The organism is Agromyces sp. Leaf222 (assembly GCF_001421565.1).
GTDB lineage: Bacteria > Actinomycetota > Actinomycetes > Actinomycetales > Microbacteriaceae > Agromyces.
In genome coordinates this window covers 2,971,701-2,987,337 of the sequence record NZ_LMKQ01000001.1, presented here as the reverse complement: position 1 = coordinate 2,987,337, position 15,637 = coordinate 2,971,701, and the positions used below count along the sequence as shown (strand labels likewise).

The 15,637-nt window shown below is 71.9% G+C and carries 15 protein-coding genes; 6 read left to right on the top strand and 9 right to left on the bottom strand.

Annotated elements, in window-relative coordinates; translation table 11 throughout:
* Window positions 1-17 precede the first annotated feature (17 nt).
* Complete coding sequence (locus tag ASE68_RS13425) at window positions 18-866, top strand: ADP/ATP-dependent (S)-NAD(P)H-hydrate dehydratase (protein WP_055859542.1); 849 nt, start codon at window positions 18-20, stop codon at window positions 864-866.
* Between the two features lie 74 nt (window positions 867-940).
* On the opposite strand, the gene ASE68_RS13420 is transcribed toward ASE68_RS13425, so the two are convergent.
* From ASE68_RS13420 to ASE68_RS13410, 3 genes are all read right to left on the bottom strand, one after another.
* Entirely contained in the window at window positions 941-1,717 is a 777-nt protein-coding gene (locus ASE68_RS13420) for an amino acid ABC transporter ATP-binding protein (RefSeq protein ID WP_055859539.1), read from the bottom strand.
* Window positions 1,718-1,734: 17 nt separating this feature from the next.
* Window positions 1,735-2,604 (bottom strand): amino acid ABC transporter permease, encoded by an 870-nt coding sequence (locus tag ASE68_RS13415; RefSeq protein ID WP_055861379.1) that lies wholly within the window; start codon window positions 2,602-2,604, stop codon window positions 1,735-1,737.
* A gap of 122 nt (window positions 2,605-2,726) precedes the next feature.
* Window positions 2,727-3,566, bottom strand: coding sequence for an ABC transporter substrate-binding protein (locus ASE68_RS13410; protein WP_055859537.1), 840 nt, complete (start codon window positions 3,564-3,566; stop codon window positions 2,727-2,729).
* 97 nt (window positions 3,567-3,663) lie between these two features.
* Between ASE68_RS13410 and ASE68_RS13405 the strand changes: the two genes are divergently transcribed.
* From ASE68_RS13405 to ASE68_RS13395, 3 genes are all read left to right on the top strand, one after another.
* Complete coding sequence (locus tag ASE68_RS13405) at window positions 3,664-4,923, top strand: glycosyltransferase 87 family protein (protein ID WP_082462240.1); 1,260 nt, start codon at window positions 3,664-3,666, stop codon at window positions 4,921-4,923.
* A gap of 24 nt (window positions 4,924-4,947) precedes the next feature.
* Window positions 4,948-5,262, top strand: coding sequence for a thiamine-binding protein (locus ASE68_RS13400; RefSeq protein WP_055859534.1), 315 nt, complete (start codon window positions 4,948-4,950; stop codon window positions 5,260-5,262).
* Window positions 5,263-5,363: 101 nt separating this feature from the next.
* Window positions 5,364-6,638: an MFS transporter gene (locus ASE68_RS13395; protein WP_055859531.1), complete on the top strand. Its 1,275-nt coding sequence runs from the start codon at window positions 5,364-5,366 to the stop codon at window positions 6,636-6,638.
* Between the two features lie 52 nt (window positions 6,639-6,690).
* On the opposite strand, the gene ASE68_RS13390 is transcribed toward ASE68_RS13395, so the two are convergent.
* The 6 genes from ASE68_RS13390 to ASE68_RS13365 all read right to left on the bottom strand — a co-directional run bounded on the left by ASE68_RS13390 (window position 6,691) and on the right by ASE68_RS13365 (window position 13,855).
* Window positions 6,691-7,341, bottom strand: coding sequence for a response regulator transcription factor (locus tag ASE68_RS13390; RefSeq protein ID WP_055859529.1), 651 nt, complete (start codon window positions 7,339-7,341; stop codon window positions 6,691-6,693).
* Window positions 7,334-8,632, bottom strand: a complete 1,299-nt coding sequence (locus ASE68_RS13385) for a hypothetical protein (protein ID WP_055859526.1) — start codon at window positions 8,630-8,632, stop codon at window positions 7,334-7,336. Before ASE68_RS13385 ends, ASE68_RS13390 begins: the two co-directional genes overlap by 8 nt.
* Window positions 8,629-9,789, bottom strand: a complete 1,161-nt coding sequence (locus tag ASE68_RS13380; RefSeq protein ID WP_055859523.1) for a sensor histidine kinase — start codon at window positions 9,787-9,789, stop codon at window positions 8,629-8,631. Before ASE68_RS13380 ends, ASE68_RS13385 begins: the two co-directional genes overlap by 4 nt.
* 123 nt (window positions 9,790-9,912) lie before the next feature.
* Window positions 9,913-11,118, bottom strand: a complete 1,206-nt coding sequence (locus ASE68_RS13375; RefSeq protein ID WP_055859521.1) for a homoserine O-acetyltransferase — start codon at window positions 11,116-11,118, stop codon at window positions 9,913-9,915.
* Between the two features lie 188 nt (window positions 11,119-11,306).
* Complete coding sequence (locus ASE68_RS13370) at window positions 11,307-12,632, bottom strand: bifunctional o-acetylhomoserine/o-acetylserine sulfhydrylase (RefSeq protein ID WP_055859516.1); 1,326 nt, start codon at window positions 12,630-12,632, stop codon at window positions 11,307-11,309.
* 122 nt (window positions 12,633-12,754) lie between these two features.
* Window positions 12,755-13,855: an acyltransferase family protein gene (locus ASE68_RS13365; protein WP_082462239.1), complete on the bottom strand. Its 1,101-nt coding sequence runs from the start codon at window positions 13,853-13,855 to the stop codon at window positions 12,755-12,757.
* 157 nt (window positions 13,856-14,012) lie between these two features.
* On the opposite strand from ASE68_RS13365, the gene ASE68_RS13360 reads away from it, so the two are divergent.
* Window positions 14,013-14,795, top strand: coding sequence for an SDR family NAD(P)-dependent oxidoreductase (locus ASE68_RS13360; RefSeq protein ID WP_200921715.1), 783 nt, complete (start codon window positions 14,013-14,015; stop codon window positions 14,793-14,795).
* On the top strand, window positions 14,795-15,577 hold the full coding sequence (locus tag ASE68_RS13355; RefSeq protein WP_055859507.1) for a potassium channel family protein: 783 nt from the start codon (window positions 14,795-14,797) through the stop codon (window positions 15,575-15,577). The genes ASE68_RS13360 and ASE68_RS13355 overlap by 1 nt, the downstream gene beginning before the upstream one ends.
* Window positions 15,578-15,637 lie beyond the last annotated feature (60 nt).

The window sequence follows — 15,637 nt, the reverse complement described above, 5'->3', positions numbered from 1 at the left end:
CAACCTATCGTTGGAGCATGGCCACCGAGTGGAGAAGCTGGCGGGCCGAAGACGCCGCACCGTGGATCGCGGCGCCGGGAGCCGATGACGACAAGTACTCGCGCGGCGTGCTCGGCATGGTGTCGGGTTCGGTCGAGTTCCCGGGGGCGGCGGTGCTCGGCGTCGAGGCCGCCCACCGCACCGGGGTCGGGCTCGTGCGCTACATCGGGCCGCGGGGCGTGCGCGCCGCGGTGCTCGGCCGCCGCCCCGAGACCGTCGTCGGCCGCGGACGCGTGCAGGCGTGGCTTCTCGGCTCGGGCATCGACCCGACCCGGCGCTCGTTCGTGCTGCTCGGCGACCTGCAGCACGCGCTGGCCGACGGCATACCGGTGGTGCTGGATGCCGGTGCGCTCGACCTCGTGGGCACGCACACCGCGCCGACCGTCATCACGCCGCACCTGCGGGAGCTCGCGCGGGTGCTGGCCGCGCGCGAGATCCGGTCGAGCCTCGACGAGATCCGTGCCGACCCCGCTGCCTGGGCCGAGCGCGCCGCCCTCGAGCTCGGCGTCGTCGTGCTCCTGAAGGGCGCGACCACCCACGTGTGCGACCCGGCAGGCAACCGCTTCGTCGTCGAGGCGCCGACGCACTGGCTCGCGACGGGCGGCACGGGCGACGTGCTCGGGGGCATCCTCGGTGCGCTCGCGGCCACGCACCACCGGCGGCTCGCCGACGACGCCGAGGTGCTCACCTCGCTCGCGGCGACCGCGGCCTGGATCCAGGGCGAGGCGGCCCTTCGCGCCAGCACCGCGAACGGCGGCGGCCCGATCGTCGCCCTCGACATCGCGCAGTCGGTGCCCGCCGTGGTCGGCGACCTGCTCGCGAGCTGAGCGGGCTGAGACGGCGGCGGGAGCGCCGTCCGGGAGGCATCCGCACCCGCACCGCCGTCGCGACCCTCGAGGCGCTACGCGCGCAGGAACCTCGTGAGGAACTCGCGCGTGCGTGCCTCGCGCGGGGCCGCGAAGAACTCCCGCGCGGGCGCGTCCTCGATGATGCGCCCGGCGTCGAGGAAGACGACGCGGTCGGCGACCTCGCGCGCGAACGCCATCTCGTGCGTCGCCATCACGATCGTCGCGCCGCGGTCGGCGAGCGACCGCACGAGCGCGAGCACCTCGCCGACGAGCTCCGGGTCGAGCGCGCTCGTCACCTCGTCGAGCAGCAGCAGTTCGGGGTCGGTCGCGATGGCGCGCACGATGGCGACGCGCTGCTGCTGTCCGCCCGAGAGCCGATCGGGGAACGCCTTCGCGAAGTCGGCCAGCCCCACCGAGTCGAGCAGCTCGAGCGCCTTCGCCTGGGCGGCCGCCCGCGGCATCCGGTGCACGAGGCGCGCGGCGAGGGTGACGTTGTCGAGCACGCTGAGGTGGGGGAACAGGTTGTAGTGCTGGAAGACGACGCCGATGCGCGCGCGCACCCGGTCGGCGTCGACGCGCGGATCGCTGACGTCTTCGCCGTCGAGCAGGATCACGCCGTCGTCGATCGTCTCGAGCAGGTTGACGGTGCGCAGCAGGGTCGACTTGCCCGACCCCGACGCTCCGACCAGGGCGACGACCTCGTGCGCGTCGACGTCGAGGTCGACGCCGTCGAGCACGAGCTTGTCGCCGTACGAACGACGGATGCCGCGCAGCCGCAGCAGCCCGGGGGCGTCGGGGGTCGCCCCGGTCGGGGTGGCCTCAGAGGGCATGTGCGCGTTCGGCCCGCTCATACGATGCTCCCGCCCTGCTCGCGTGCGCGGGTGCGCGCCGACACCCAGTCGGTGAGCCGGATCATCGGCCACGCGAGCAGCACGAAGAGCAGGCCCGCGACGACGTAGGGCGTGTAGTTGAAGAAGTGGGCGGTCTCGATCTGGGCCGCGCGCACCGCGTCGACGGCGCCGAGCACCGAGATGAGGCCGACATCCTTCTGCATGGCGACGAAGTCGTTCATGAGCGCGGGGGTGACCTTGCGCAGGGCCTGGGGGAGCACGATGCGGCGCATGGTCTGACCGTGGCTGAGGCCCAGCGAGCGCGCGGCGAGGCGCTGCGAGGGGTGCACCGCCTCGATGCCGGCGCGGAACACCTCGGACACGTACGCCGAGTACACGAGGATCAGGGCGATCGTGCCCCAGACCGCCACGGGCAGTCGCGGCAGGAAGTCGAGCCCCGGCAGGCCGAACCCGACGAGGTACAGCACGATGATGAGCGGCATGCCGCGGAACAGGTCGGTGTAGCCGGCGGCGAGGGCTCGCAGCGGGAAGAAGACCGGGCCGCGCAGCGTGCGCATCGTCGCGAGCAGCAGGGCGACGAGCACGACGCCGATCGCGGCGAACACGAGCACCTGGATGTTCAGCCACAGGCCTTCGAGGATGCGGGGGAGCGACGCGATCGCGACCTCGGGGTCGAAGAAGGTCTGCTGCACCTGCGCCCAGCCGGGCGACCCGATCAGCCCCCACGCGAGGAGGCCGGCGAAGATCAGCGTCGAACCCGCGCTGACCAGCACCGAACGGCGGGTCTGCCGGCGACGGAAGGTGCGGCGCGAGAGCTCGACCGAACTCGGCTGCCACCCGGAGTCGGGTGACGCCTCGGGTTCGATCGGGCCGCGCGCGGCGCCCGTCTTCGTCGATTCAGCCACGGTGCAACGCTAGCGGCGTGCGCCCACCGCGCACGCACGCCGCCGTTCGCGTCCGTTCGATCGCGTCGATGGCTTCGACCGGATCAGTCGAGCAGCGGGGCCGCGTCGCCGCCGAGCCACGTGGTCGCGAGCTCGTCGAGCGTGCCGTCGGCTCGCAGGGCGTCGACGGCGGCCGTGACGTCTGCGGTGAGCGGCGAGTCCTTGGCGAGCACGAGGCCGAATTCGTCGCCGTCGCCGGTCGTCGGCAGCTGGCCGACGATCTTGCCGCCGTCGAGCTCGGCACCGGTCAGGTAGAAGGCGGTCGGCAGGTCGACGACGATCGCGTCGACCGTGCCGTTCTGCAGCGCGAGCTTCGCGTCGTCGTTCGTGTTGAACACCTGCGCGCCGGCCGTCGGGGCGATCTCCTGCTCGATGGCGTCGAAGCTCGTGGTGCCGGTCTGCGCGCCGATCAGCAGGTCCTTCAGGTCGGCGATCGAGGTGGCGGATGCCGCGGGCGACCCCTCGACCGTGATGACGACCTGCGTGGTCTCGTAGTAGGGCGACGAGAAGTCGACGTTCTCGGCGCGCTCGGGCGTGATCGAGAACTGCTGCAGGTTGACGTCGAAGTCCTTGGGGCCCGGCGCGATCGCCTGGTCGAACGTGCTGCGCACCCAGACGACGTCGTCGGCGGCGAAGCCGAGCTGGTCGGCCACCGCGTATGCGACGGCGGACTCGAAGCCCTCGCCCGACTCGGGGGCGTCGTCGATCACCCACGGGTAGTACGCGGGCTCGCCGGTGCCGACCGTGAACTTGCCCTCGGTGACGTAGCCGTCGCCCGAGCCGGAGTCGCTCGACGCGGTCTCGCCCGACCCCGACGTGCACGCGGCCAGGGCGAGGGTTGCGGATGCCGCGATGAGGATCGCGGCGAGTGGGCGTCGGGTCATGGCTGCCTCCGTGGGGGTCGTGCCTCCAAGCTTCGCCGATTCCGCCGCCGGCGCGACCGAGCGTGGCGGAATGTGACACTCGGATAGGCTCGCCGTCATGACGGAAGCAGGCGAGCGTGCGGCGCCCGCGGCATCCGTCGTCCGGCTCGTGGGCGGTCGCGTCGCCCCGTGGATCGCCTTCGCGATCGTGCACGCCTGGCTCGTCTGGCTGAACCTCGCCGCACCGGGGCAACCGCTCGGCGACGTCACCGGCGTCTACCGGGTCTGGGCCGAGAACGCGGCGCACGGCTGGGTGCGCATGGGCATCGACGCGTCGTGGGTGTATCCGATCCTCGCGTTCGTGCCGATGGCGGCCTCGCTCGCCTTCGGCCCGGCCTGGTACGCGCAGACCTGGCTCGTGCTCGTCACCCTCCTGAACGCGGTCGCCTTCGCGGTGCTGCTCGGCTCGGCTCGGCTCTCGCGCCCGCGCCGTGCGGCCGCGTGGTGGTGGCTCGGATTCCTCGTGCTGCTCGGGCCGATCGCGCTCGGCCGCATCGACGCGGTGACCGTGCCCATCGCGATCGTCGGCCTGCTGATGGCTGCCGGCCGTCCGCGCGTCGCCGCGGTGCTGCTCACCGTCGGCGCGTGGGTGAAGGTCTGGCCCGCGGCGCTCGTCGCGGCGCTCGTGATCGCCTCACGGCGGCGCGCGGAGGTCGTGGGCATCGCCGTGGCGCTGAGCATCGGCATCCTCGGCGTGAGCCTGCTCGCCGGGTCGGGCCTCAACGCATTCGGCTTCGTCGAGGAGCAGGCCGGGCGCGGCCTGCAGGTCGAGGCGCCGCTCGCGGTCGCCTGGCTCTGGCGGATCGTCGCGGGCTCGCAGGACGTGAGCGTCGTGTACTCGAAGGACATCCTCACGTTCCAGATCGACGGCCCAGGGGCGGATGCCGCGGCGGCCCTCACGACGCCGGCCATGGCGGTCGGGGTGCTCGCCGTCGCGCTGCTCGGGGTGCGCGCCGTGCGGCGCGGCGGCGCCTTCGTGCGGGTGATGCCGCCGCTGGCGATGTCGTTCGTCGTCGTGCTCATGCTCGCGAACAAGGTGGGCTCGCCGCAGTTCATCGCCTGGCTCGCGGCGCCCGTCGTGCTCGGCCTCGTCTACCGCCCGAGCCGGTTCGCCGTGCCCGCGGTGCTCGCGATCTCGATCGCGCTCTGCACGCAGCTCATCTACCCCTACTGGTACGGGTGGCTGCTCGCCGCGAATCCCGCGTTCGTGCTGCTGCTGACGACGAAGGTCGCCCTGCTCGTCGCGCTGCTCGCCTGGGGTGTCGTGGCGCTGTGGCAGGCTGGGAGCAGACGGGCTGACGCGCTCCAGACGGGCTGACGCGCTCGCCCGCGAGGAGGATTCATGCTGGTGGCATTCTCGGTCGCACCGAGCGGAACGGGTCGCGACGACGGCAGCGTGCACGACGCCGTCGCGGCGGCCGTGCGGATCGTGCGCGAGTCGGGCCTCCCGAACCGCACGACCTCGATGTTCACCGAGCTCGAGGGCGAGTGGGACGAGGTGTTCGACGTGGTGCGCCGTGCGACCGAGGCGGTCGGCGAGTACGGGTCACGCGTGTCGCTCGTGCTGAAGGCCGACATCCGCCCCGGCTACGCGGGCGAGCTCGACGCGAAGATCGAGCGGCTCGAGACCGCGATCGACGGCGGCGCCGCGGACTGACGGGTGCGCGCGGTCGACTCCCGCGAGTCGTCCGTGGGAACATCGCGCGACGATCGCCCGGGTGGGTCGAATCGATTCGATTCCTGTGCGACAATCGTCGGATGACCATGCGCACCGATCAGACGTCGACCCTGTCGCCGACCCGCGTGCGCCTCGCGCTGCTCGCCCTCGCGCTCGGCGGATTCGGCATCGGATCGACCGAGTTCGTCGCCATGGGCCTGCTCCCCGAGATCGGGCGCGACCTGCTGCCCGCCCTCGCGGCGAGCTCGCCCGACACCGCGAACGCGCAGGCCGGCTGGATCATCTCGGCGTACGCGCTCGGCGTCGTCGTCGGCGCGCCCACCATCGCCGCCGTCGCCGCCCGCTGGCCGCGGAAGCGCCTGCTGCTCGCGCTGCTCACCGCGTTCACGCTCGGCACCATCGCCTCGGCCGTGCTGCCCACCTTCGAGCTCGTGCTCGCGGCCCGGTTCCTCTCGGCGCTTCCGCACGGCGCGTACTTCGGCATCGCCTCGCTCGTCGCCGCGAGCCTCATGGGCCCCGGCAAGCGCGCCCGCGGCGTCGCACTGGTGCTCTCCGGACTCACGATCGCGAACGTCATCGGCGTGCCGCTCATCACCTGGCTCGGGCAGGCGCAGGGCTGGCGCACCGCGTACCTCGCCGTCGCCGGCATCTTCGCGCTCACCTTCGTCGCCGTCGCGATCGCCGTGCCCTGGCAGCCGGGCGATCCCGGCGCGACGCTCAAGCGCGAGCTCGGCGCGTTCTCGCGCGCACAGGTCTGGTTCGCGCTCGCGATCGGCGCCATCGGGTTCGGCGGGCTCTTCGCGGTCTACAGCTACGTCGCCCCGCTCGCGACCGAGGTCACCGGCCTGCCCGCCGCGCTCGTGCCCGTCGTGCTCGTCGCCTTCGGCCTCGGCATGACGATCGGCAACTTCGTCGGCGGACGCCTCGCCGACTGGAGCGTGCGCCGCAGCATGTACATCTTCTTCGCGGTGCTCGCGATCGCGCTCTTCGTGCTCGGGCTCACCGCCGCGTACCCCGTCGGCCTGTTCGTCGGCGTCTTCCTCATCGGCGGCTCGTCGGCCGCGCTCTCGCCCACGATCCAGGCACGGCTCATGGATGTCGCGCGCGACAGCCAGTCGATCGCCGCAGCCCTGAACCACTCGGCGCTGAACATCGGCAACAGCCTCGGCGCCCTGCTCGGCGGCCTGGCGATCGCCGGCGGACTCGGCTACGTCGCACCGATCTGGATCGGCCTCGCGCTCACCTTCGCCGGCATCGCGCTGGCGATCACCTCGTTCGCGATCGACCGCTCGCGCGGCCGGCGCGGCGTGGTGGTGCCGTACGCGACGGGGGCCATGGAAGCCGTCGAGGTCTGAGCTGCGGCACGGTTTCGCGTTCAGCGGACGCCGCGCCGCGGCATCCGCTCGCTCAGTCGGACTGCAGCAGGATGCCGTCGAGGATCGCGCGCTTGCGCAGCGCGACCTTCGTGCCGACGTCGAAGCCCGACAGGCGGTACTTCTCGCGGATGCGCTTGAGGTAGCTCTTCGCGGTCTCCTCGGAGATGCCGAGCTGGAAGGCGACCGCCTTGACCGGCTGGCCGGCGCCGTAGAGCGCCATGACGCGACGCTCCTGCGCCGAGAGCTTCGGCACCGTGCCCTCGGCCGCGAGCGCGACCTCGAGCTCGTGCGTGAGGTAGGTCTCGCCGTTGCGGGCGGCGCGGATCGCCTCGACGATGTTCTCGACCGGCTCGGACTTCACGATGAAGCCGAGCGCGCCGGAGCCGAGCGCCTCGCGCACGACGGCCGGCTCGGAGTACGTGCTCATGAGCATGGTCTGCACGCCGGCGGACTTCAGCATCGACAGCTTCAGCGAGACCGGGATGTTGTCGCGCAGGTCGAGGTCGAGCAGCACCACGTCGACCGGGAACGAGGGGTGGGCCAGCAGCTCGGACCACGAGGGGACCGCCGCGACGAGGTCGATGTCGGACGCCGAGCCGCGCAGCCACTCCGAGAGTGCGCCGAGCAGCATGCGGTGATCGTCGACGATCGCCAATCGGATGGGTTCATCGGTCTCAGCCATGCGACTTCTCCTCTATCGGTCGGCCAGCCGGGTGACGCTGGCCGGGCGCGAGCGCCTCGGGTTCGATGCGACAGGTGATCTCGATGCGGAACCCCGATGCAGCGGGAACCAACTGGTGCATTCCGACATTAGCGACTGCATCCCACGTTGCGGGGTCGACGCGACGATGAATGACGCCGTCGACCTCGACCGTGATGTCCACGGAGGTCGCCACGTGCAGGTCGTCGACGTCGGCGTCGTCGACAGATGATTCGTCGGGTTCGCGGCACCGCACCTTGACCGAGGCGGGAACCGCGGAGGGCTTCACCGGGTCGGCGACGAGGAGCCAGAGCGCGAGCAGCAGGCCCTCGCGCTGCGTGGCCGACAGCGGGCCGGCGAGTCCGGTCGGATCGTCGACCTGCACCCGGCCGCTGAGGTACTGCGACTCCGCGACCGCGTGCTTGAGCCAGGTGTCGTTGCGCCCCTCGATGAGCCGGATCCGCAGCCGGGCGGCGAGCTCGCCCGCGCGGGCGGCGTCGTCATCGGAGAGCGGCAGGCCGATGCGGCCGGCCGAGACGTCCTCGAGCAGGTTCTCGGCGTCGAAGTCGAGCTTCGCGAGCTCCTCGGACGCGCGCATGCCGACCGCCGAACGCGCCGTGCCGACCGTGCTCTGCACGAGCGACAGGTCGGCCTCGTGCCGCACGAGCCGACTGAACCCGCTCAGCATCGCGACCGTGAGCGCCAGCGGCAGCACCGTGCCGCCCGCGAGCGCGAGCAGCGGCACGACGGCGGACCCGGCGGTGCCGACCTGCATCAGCGCGTCGACGAGGAGCGCGACCGCGATACCGCAGGCCACGACGATCGGCAGCATGCGCGAACGGATCGTGGACACGGGCATGAGCACCGCGCCGATCGCGGGTGCGGCGGTCGGCGTGACGCCGAACGTCGCGAGCCCCGAGGTGGCCTGCAGGTCGAGCCAGACGGGGGCCACGAGCCCGACGAGGAGGAGCACGTAGAACCAGTCGGGCATGCCGCGGAACACCTGCCAGCCGATGCACCCGACGGCCACGACGGCCAGGAGGGSGAGCCAGCCGGGCCACGGCCCGAGTCCGGGCGGGAAGTAGGGGGCCATCACGAAGGCGCGGATGAGGTGACCGAGCACGAGCAGGCCCGCGGCGATCGTCGCGCCGATCGCGAGCCGGCGCCCCCCGTGGCTCGAGCGGATGTTGCTCGCCGCGCTGGCCGACCGGGCGGGCCGCAGGAACGAGTGCTCGCCGATCGTCGCGGCGGTTCTCGGAGATCTGGTGCTCACGGCTTCGGCACCTCCAGCATGACGGTCGTGCCCGACCCGGGCGACGAGAAGACGCGTGCGCGGCCGCCGACGGCGTTCAGGCGGCCGACCACGGATTCGGCGTACCCGAGGCGGGCCGGGTCGACGGAGTCGGGCTCGAACCCCTCGCCCGCGTCGGTGACCATGGCACGCACGGTGTGCTCGTCGTCGGTGATGGTGACGTCGGCCTCGGTGACGCCCGAGTGGCGGCGCACGTTCTCGAGGCACTCGCCGAGGGCGCCGACGAGGGCGTCGAGGGTCTCCCTCGGCAGCACCAGCTGGCCGGCGCCGTGCCAGCCGACGTCGAGGCCCATGCGCACGAACCGCTGGCGCACCGACTCGAACGTCGTGCTCAGCAGGTCGTCGTCGGAGCCGGGCGAGAAGATCGCGTTCGACCCGTTGTCGAGGGGCACGCCGAGGCGCAGCTGCCGAAGGAGGCGGGCGTCGTCGCCGGCCTGGTCGCGAAGGGCGTTGGCGCTGACGCCGACGCCGGAGTGCGCGAGCAGCGAGAGCGTCGCGAGCACCGTGTCGTGCAGCACGCGTGCATCCTGGCGCTGCTGCGCCTCGAGCTCGCTGGCGATGCGCTCGGCCTCGTGCGCGCGACCGACCTCGCCGATGCGCGCCTCCGCGATGCGGACGCCGTTGTCGAGCCAGGCGCCGAGCACGGCCAGCGCCGCCCAGCCGGTCACGGTCGTCACGAGCACGTCGATCATCGAATGCCCTGAGGTGACGGCGACCGTCGCGATCGACAGGGTGAGCACCGCCGCGAGCACGCAGACGAGCAGCACGCCCCGCCGGCGCACGACGAGCGGCGCGGCGACGGAGGCCGAGGTGACGCCGCCCGTCACGGCGAGGGCGGTGGAGGTGGCCGGGTCGAGCACCGGGGCGGCGCCGAGGGTCAGGATGAGGGCGACGGATGCCGCGACGACGCCGAGTGCGGCGGCGAGCGAGCCCCGCGCGGTGTGCACGAGGAGCAGCCCGGCGAGGACGATCGAGATGGCCGCCGCGATCGCGAACTCGGGCGTGGTCGCCGCTCCGGGAACGAGGATGCAGAGGAAGGCGCCGATGGCTCCCGCGAGGCCGGTGATGCGCGTGAGACGTCGCAGCAGGCGGTCGCGTTCCTTGTGGATGCGCTTCACGGCACCCCCTCATCGGTGTGCGTCACGGTCGGAACCCGGCCGGAGCCGGGCGGCGGTCCGCCCGGGGTTCGAACCCGGGGCCGCTCCGCCTTCTCGAACTGTACCGGAGAGCCGTGCCGGAGGTCAGGCGGCGAGCAGGCGCGCGATCGCCGCGCCCACGATCTCGTGCTCGACGAGGAACGCGTCGTGGCCGTACTCGGAGCGCACGATCACGGGATCGGGGCCGTGGATGCTGTGCGGCAGGCCGGCGGCGAGCTCGACCTGCCCGGGGAGCGGGAAGTACCGGTCGCTGTCGATGCCGAGCACGAGGCTCTTCGCCTCGATGCGGGCGAGCGCCGATGCGACGCTGCCGCGCCCTCGTGCGAGGTCGTGGGAGTTCATCGCCTCGGTGAGCACGAGGTAGCTGTTCGCGTCGAACCGGCGGGTGAACTTGTTGCCGTGGAAGTCGAGGTAGGACTCCACCGCGAATCGCCCCCCGCCGCCGAGCGGGTCGAGGTCGCTCTGCCAGCTGCGCTCGAACCGATCGTTGAGCTCGGCCGCCGTGCGGTAGTTGAGCATCGCCATGCGCCTGGCGAGTGCGAGGCCGCGGGTCGGCCCGACGCCGTCGGAAGCGTCGTAGTAGTCGCCGTCGCGGAACGCCGGATCGGAGCGAACGGCCTCGAGCTGCACGGAGTTCAGGGCGATCTGGTCGGCGGTCGTGGCGGGCGGCGCGGCGAGCACGGCGATGCGCTCGACGGCGGCCGGCGCCTCGATGGCCCACTCGAGCACGTGCATGGCGCCCATCGAACCGCCGACGACGGCGGCGAAGCGCTCGATGCCGAGCTCGCGGGCGAACGCGATCTGGGCGCGCACCTGGTCGCGGATCGTGACGAGCGGGAATCTGGATGCCCACTCGGTGCCGTCGGGCGCGAGCGACGCCGGGCCCGTCGAGCCCTGGCAGCCGCCCAGCACGTTGGGGGCGACCACGAACCATCGGTCGGTGTCGATCGCGAGGCCGGGGCCGACGACGCCGGGCCACCATCCGGCGCTCGCGTGCGCCGCGCTCGCGGGCCCGACCACGTGGCTGTCGCCCGTGAGCGCGTGCAGCACGAGCACGGCGTTGTCGCGCGCGGGGGAGAGCTCGCCCCATGACTCGTACGCGATGCGGATGCCGGGCAGCACACGGCCCGACTCGAGCCCCAGGTCGCCGATCTGCACGAAGCGGCGGTCGCCGACCGGGTCGCCGGCCCGCCAGGCTCCGGTCACCGGTGCACGACCGGCCGCCGCGGGCGCGCTCGCCTCAGGGATGAGCGGCGCCGGCGCTGCGGCTGCGGTGGTCTGCCAGTCCATGGTCTCGATTCTCCCGAATGCGGGGTCGGCTCGGTGCTTTGTTACACGACCGGCTCGACGGCCGGCCACGGCGCGGTCGATGCTCCGACGTGTGCTACGACGTCTGCGACGACGAACGGCGGATGCCGCGGGCGAACGTTCGCCCGCGGCATCCGCCGTCGATCGTGTCGGGGCCCGGCCCCTGTCGGTCAGAGGCGCGCGGCCGCCGTCGCGGCGCGAGCCGCCGCGAAGCCGGCCTCGAGGTCGCCCTTGAGGTCCTCGACGTTCTCGATGCCCACCGAGAGGCGCACGAGCCCGGGCGTGACGCCCGTCGTGAGCTGCTGCTCGGGCGTGAGCTGCGAGTGCGTCGTGGACGCCGGGTGGATCACGAGGGAGCGCACGTCGCCGATGTTCGCCAGGTGGCTGAACAGGTCGAGGTTGTCGACGAGCGCACGGCCGGCGTCGACGCCGCCCTTGAGCTCGAACGAGAGCACCGCGCCGACGCCTTTGGGGGCGTACTTGTTGGCGGCCGCGTACCACGGGCTCGACGGCAGGCCCGAGTAGTTGACGCTCGCGACGTCGGGGTGGTTGTCGAGCCACTCCGCGATCTCCTGCGTGTTCTGCACGTGACGCTCGATGCGCAGCGAGAGCGTCTCGATGCCCTGGATCAGCTGCCATGCGCTCGCCGGGGCGATCGACGCGCCGAGGTCGCGCAGCAGCTGCACGCGCGCCTTGATGATGTACGCGAGGGGGTCGCCGACCGCGGCCGTGTAGCTGGCGCCGTGGTACGACGGGTCGGGCTCGGTCAGGCCGGGGAACTTGTCGACGTTCTTCGACCACTCGAAGGTGCCGCCGTCGACGATGATGCCGCCGATGACCGTGCCGTGGCCGCCGAGGAACTTCGTCGCCGAGTGCACCACGATGTCGGCACCGTGCTCGAACGGGCGGATCAGGTACGGCGTCGCGATCGTGTTGTCGACGATGAGGGGGATGCCCGCCTCGTGCGCGATGCCCGCGACGAGCTCGATGTCGAGCACGTTGATCTTCGGGTTGCCGATGGTCTCGGCGAAGAAGAGCTTCGTGTTCGGGCGCACCGCGCGGCGCCACTCCTCGGCGTCGTCCTGGTTCTCGACGAACGTGGTCTCGATGCCGAGCTTGCCGAGCGTGTACTTGAAGAGGTTGTAGGTGCCGCCGTAGATCGAGCTCGACGAGACGATGTGGTCGCCCGCCTGCGCGATGTTCAGGACCGCGAACGTCTCGGCCGCCTGGCCCGATGCGACGAGGAGGGCTCCGGTGCCCCCTTCGAGCGCGGCGAGGCGCTCTTCGACGACGGCCTGCGTCGGGTTCATGATGCGCGTGTAGATGTTGCCGAACTCGGCCAGCGCGAACAGGTTCTGCGCGTGCTGGGCGTTGTCGAACACGTAGGACGTGGTCTGGTAGATCGGGGTCGCGCGGGCGTGCGTCACCGGGTCGGGCGCTGCCCCGGAGTGCACCTGCTTGGTCTCGAAACGCCAGTCGGCGGCGCGTTCGCTCATCGTGGTCTCTCCTTCTGGGATCGTGGCGCGGGCTCGCCGCGATGCAGCCACGCTACGTTCGCGCCGCACGAGCGGCAACGGGCCGCGAAACACGGCGTCACGGCCCGTCACGCGCGGTCGGGTCAGCGCTCGTCGGGCAGCGGCGGCAGCACGATCGTGCCCGTCGCGGTCGACGGCTCCGGCCGGAAGAGCCAGCGGGCTCGCGGCTGCACCAGCGGGCGGAACACCCGCCGCACCGGTTTCAGCGCGAGCACGATCGAGAGGCCGATGCAGAACAGCATCATCGCCGGCAGCACCCAGAACGGCTGGTCGCCCGCGAGCACCGGCGTCTCGCGGAACGGATAGAGCACGAACGTGTGCAGCAGGTAGATGTACATCGTCGCGCCGCCGAAGGCCGTGAACCAGTGCTTTCCGCGCGGCATGAGCAGCAGGAACGCGACGGTGAGCAGCATCGCGGTGAGCAGCAGCACGAGGCGGATGCCGCCCGACCACGGCTCGTCGTAGCCGATCGCCTGGTACGACTCGTCGTACAGCATGAACCGTCGCAGCTTCAGGTCGCGCAGGGTCTCGATCGTCGCGGGCATGAACGCGAGCACGACGCCGAGCAGGGCGATCGCACCCGCCCGCCACCGCCAGGCCACCGCCGGTCGGAGGTCGAGCCAGCGGTCGGTCACCTGCCACTGCCGCAGCTTCCAGCCGAACACGAAGAAGGGCAGCATGCCGAGCGTGCGCGAGAGCGCGAGCGTCGAGTCGATCGTCTCGGTGTACCCCGCGCCGATGGAGATGAGGATCGCGATGATGAGCGGATATCGCAGCAGCACGAGGTAGGGCAGCACGATGCGCCACACGGCGAGCGCGATGAGGAACCAGAGGGTCCACGACGCGGTCGTGAAGTCGAGCGCGAACTCGCCGCCGAGGAGCCACTTGATGAGGCTCCAGATCGTCTCGAAGATGAAGAACGGGAAGACGATGTCGGTCATGATCTGCCGCAGCGCCTTCGCGTTCGGCGGCCCGGACTTCGCGAAGTACCCGCTGACCGTGACGAAGACGGCGACGTGGAACGAGTAGATGAACAGGTAGACGCTGTATGCGCTGTCGGACTCGGCGATCAACGGCAGGATGCCGTGTCCGATCACGACGAGCGTGATCGCGATCCAGCGGGCGTTGTCCCAGAGCGGCACGCGTCGCCTGGTCTGAGGTCGAGCCGGGCCGGTGCGGTGCATCCGTCCATTCAAGCGCAGAGCGCCGGATGTCGCAGGTCGGCGTGCGGTCGCAGGCCGGGGTGCGCCGGGGCACGACCCGGTGACCGGTCGTCCATGCGTCGCGGCACGGCGCGACGCCTGCGCGCGGCATCCGCTCGTCGCACGGCAGAATGGGCGCATGAGTGAACTGCGTGTGGTCGTGACGGGTGCGAGTTCGGGCATCGGAGCGGCCACCGTTCGCGCCTTCAGGGCGGCCGGCTGGGACGTCGTCGGCGTCGCCCGCCGAGAGGACCGGCTGCAGGCGCTCGCCGCGGAGACCGGGGCGTCGGTGTTCGTCGCCGACCTCACCGTGCAGGCCGACGTCGAGGCGTTGCGCGACCACCTCGAGGCGACCGGCGGCGTGCACGCCCTCGTGAACAACGCGGGCGGCGCGAAGGGGCTCGACAGCGTCGAGGGCTCCTCGACCGACGACTGGGCGTGGATGTTCGAGGTCAACGTGCTCGCCGTCAAGCGCGTGATCTCGGCGCTGCTGCCGCTGCTGCGCCGTGGTGCGCAGGAGCGCGGCGTCGCCGACATCCTGAACGTGACCTCCATCGCCGGTCACACGGCGTACGTCGGCGGCGGCGGGTACAACGCGGCGAAGTTCGCCGCCCACGCGCTCACCGAGGTGCTGCGGCTCGAGCTCAACGGCGAACCGCTCCGCGTGATCGAGGTGGCGCCGGGCATGGTGAAGACCGACGAGTTCGCCCTCGTGCGCTTCGGCGGCGACCGGGCGAGGGCCGACGCCGTCTACTCGAGCGTGCCCGAGCCGCTCGTGGCCGAGGACATCGCCGAGGTCATCGTCGACGCGGTCACGAAGCCGCGGCACGTCGACCTCGACCTCATCGTGGTGAAGCCCGTCGCGCAGTCCGCGCCGCACCTCGTCGCCAAGGGGCCGCTGGTCGTGCGAGCGGAGGACTGATGGCCGCCGCGCCGCCGGTCCACGCTCCGAGGCGCATCGCCTGGGAGCGTCGCACGACCATGCCGCTGGTCGTGCTCGGCGTCGCGTTCATCGTCGCGTACTCGGTGTACGTGCTCACCCCGTCGATCCCGCGGGGGCCCGACACCGTGCTCTTCTGGACGCTCGTGCTCGCCTGGCTCGTCTTCGTCGCCGATGTCACGGTGCGCATCGTGCTCACGCCGAAGGGCGCTCGCTGGGCGTTCGTCAGGTCGCACCCGATCGACGTGCTGTCGGCCCTCGTGCCCGTGTTCCGTGCGTTCCGGGTGCTCACGCTGCTGCACGCGGTGCCCTACCTGCAGCGCCGGAGCGGCGCCGCGGTGCGCGCGAACATCGTCATCTACGCGGCGAGCTACGCGATCGTCTTCGTGTACTTCATCGCCCTCGCGACCCTGCAGGCCGAGCGGTACGCCGAGGGCGCGACGATCACGACGTTCGGCGATGCGATCTGGTGGGCGATCGTGACGATCGCGACGGTCGGCTACGGCGACATGTACCCGGTCACGACCGAGGGCCGCTTCTACGCCGTCTTCCTGATGGCCGGCGGCGTCGTCATCGTCGGCACCGCGTCGGCGACGATCATCTCCTACATCAACGAGCGCGTGAGCCAGGTGCGCCAGCACCGTGTCCATCTCGACCCCGAGACCGGGCTGCCGAGGCCCGAGGCCGAAGGCGGCTTCATCGCGGATGCCGCGGACGTCGAGCTCGGCGACGGCGAGGCGGGGAGCGGCGAGCCCGGACGGTGAGCCCGTCCGGCGGCGGCGGACGTTCGGTCGCCGGCCGAGTCGTCGAGGTCGCGGCCAGTA

What these genes read in the sequence shown, in the direction of transcription:
- ASE68_RS13360 (WP_200921715.1), top strand. Translation starts at nt 14,013, where the DNA reads ATGAGTGAACTGCGTGTGGTCGTGACGGGTGCGAGTTCGGGCATCGGA.
- ASE68_RS13370 (WP_055859516.1), bottom strand. Translation starts at nt 12,632, where the DNA reads ATGAGCGAACGCGCCGCCGACTGGCGTTTCGAGACCAAGCAGGTGCAC.
- ASE68_RS13405 (WP_082462240.1), top strand. Translation starts at nt 3,664, where the DNA reads ATGACGGAAGCAGGCGAGCGTGCGGCGCCCGCGGCATCCGTCGTCCGG.
- ASE68_RS13420 (WP_055859539.1), bottom strand. Translation starts at nt 1,717, where the DNA reads ATGCCCTCTGAGGCCACCCCGACCGGGGCGACCCCCGACGCCCCCGGG.
- ASE68_RS13375 (WP_055859521.1), bottom strand. Translation starts at nt 11,118, where the DNA reads ATGGACTGGCAGACCACCGCAGCCGCAGCGCCGGCGCCGCTCATCCCT.
- ASE68_RS13400 (WP_055859534.1), top strand. Translation starts at nt 4,948, where the DNA reads ATGCTGGTGGCATTCTCGGTCGCACCGAGCGGAACGGGTCGCGACGAC.
- ASE68_RS13425 (WP_055859542.1), top strand. Translation starts at nt 18, where the DNA reads ATGGCCACCGAGTGGAGAAGCTGGCGGGCCGAAGACGCCGCACCGTGG.
- ASE68_RS13395 (WP_055859531.1), top strand. Translation starts at nt 5,364, where the DNA reads ATGACCATGCGCACCGATCAGACGTCGACCCTGTCGCCGACCCGCGTG.
- ASE68_RS13355 (WP_055859507.1), top strand. Translation starts at nt 14,795, where the DNA reads ATGGCCGCCGCGCCGCCGGTCCACGCTCCGAGGCGCATCGCCTGGGAG.
- ASE68_RS13390 (WP_055859529.1), bottom strand. Translation starts at nt 7,341, where the DNA reads ATGGCTGAGACCGATGAACCCATCCGATTGGCGATCGTCGACGATCAC.
- ASE68_RS13410 (WP_055859537.1), bottom strand. Translation starts at nt 3,566, where the DNA reads ATGACCCGACGCCCACTCGCCGCGATCCTCATCGCGGCATCCGCAACC.
- ASE68_RS13365 (WP_082462239.1), bottom strand. Translation starts at nt 13,855, where the DNA reads ATGCACCGCACCGGCCCGGCTCGACCTCAGACCAGGCGACGCGTGCCG.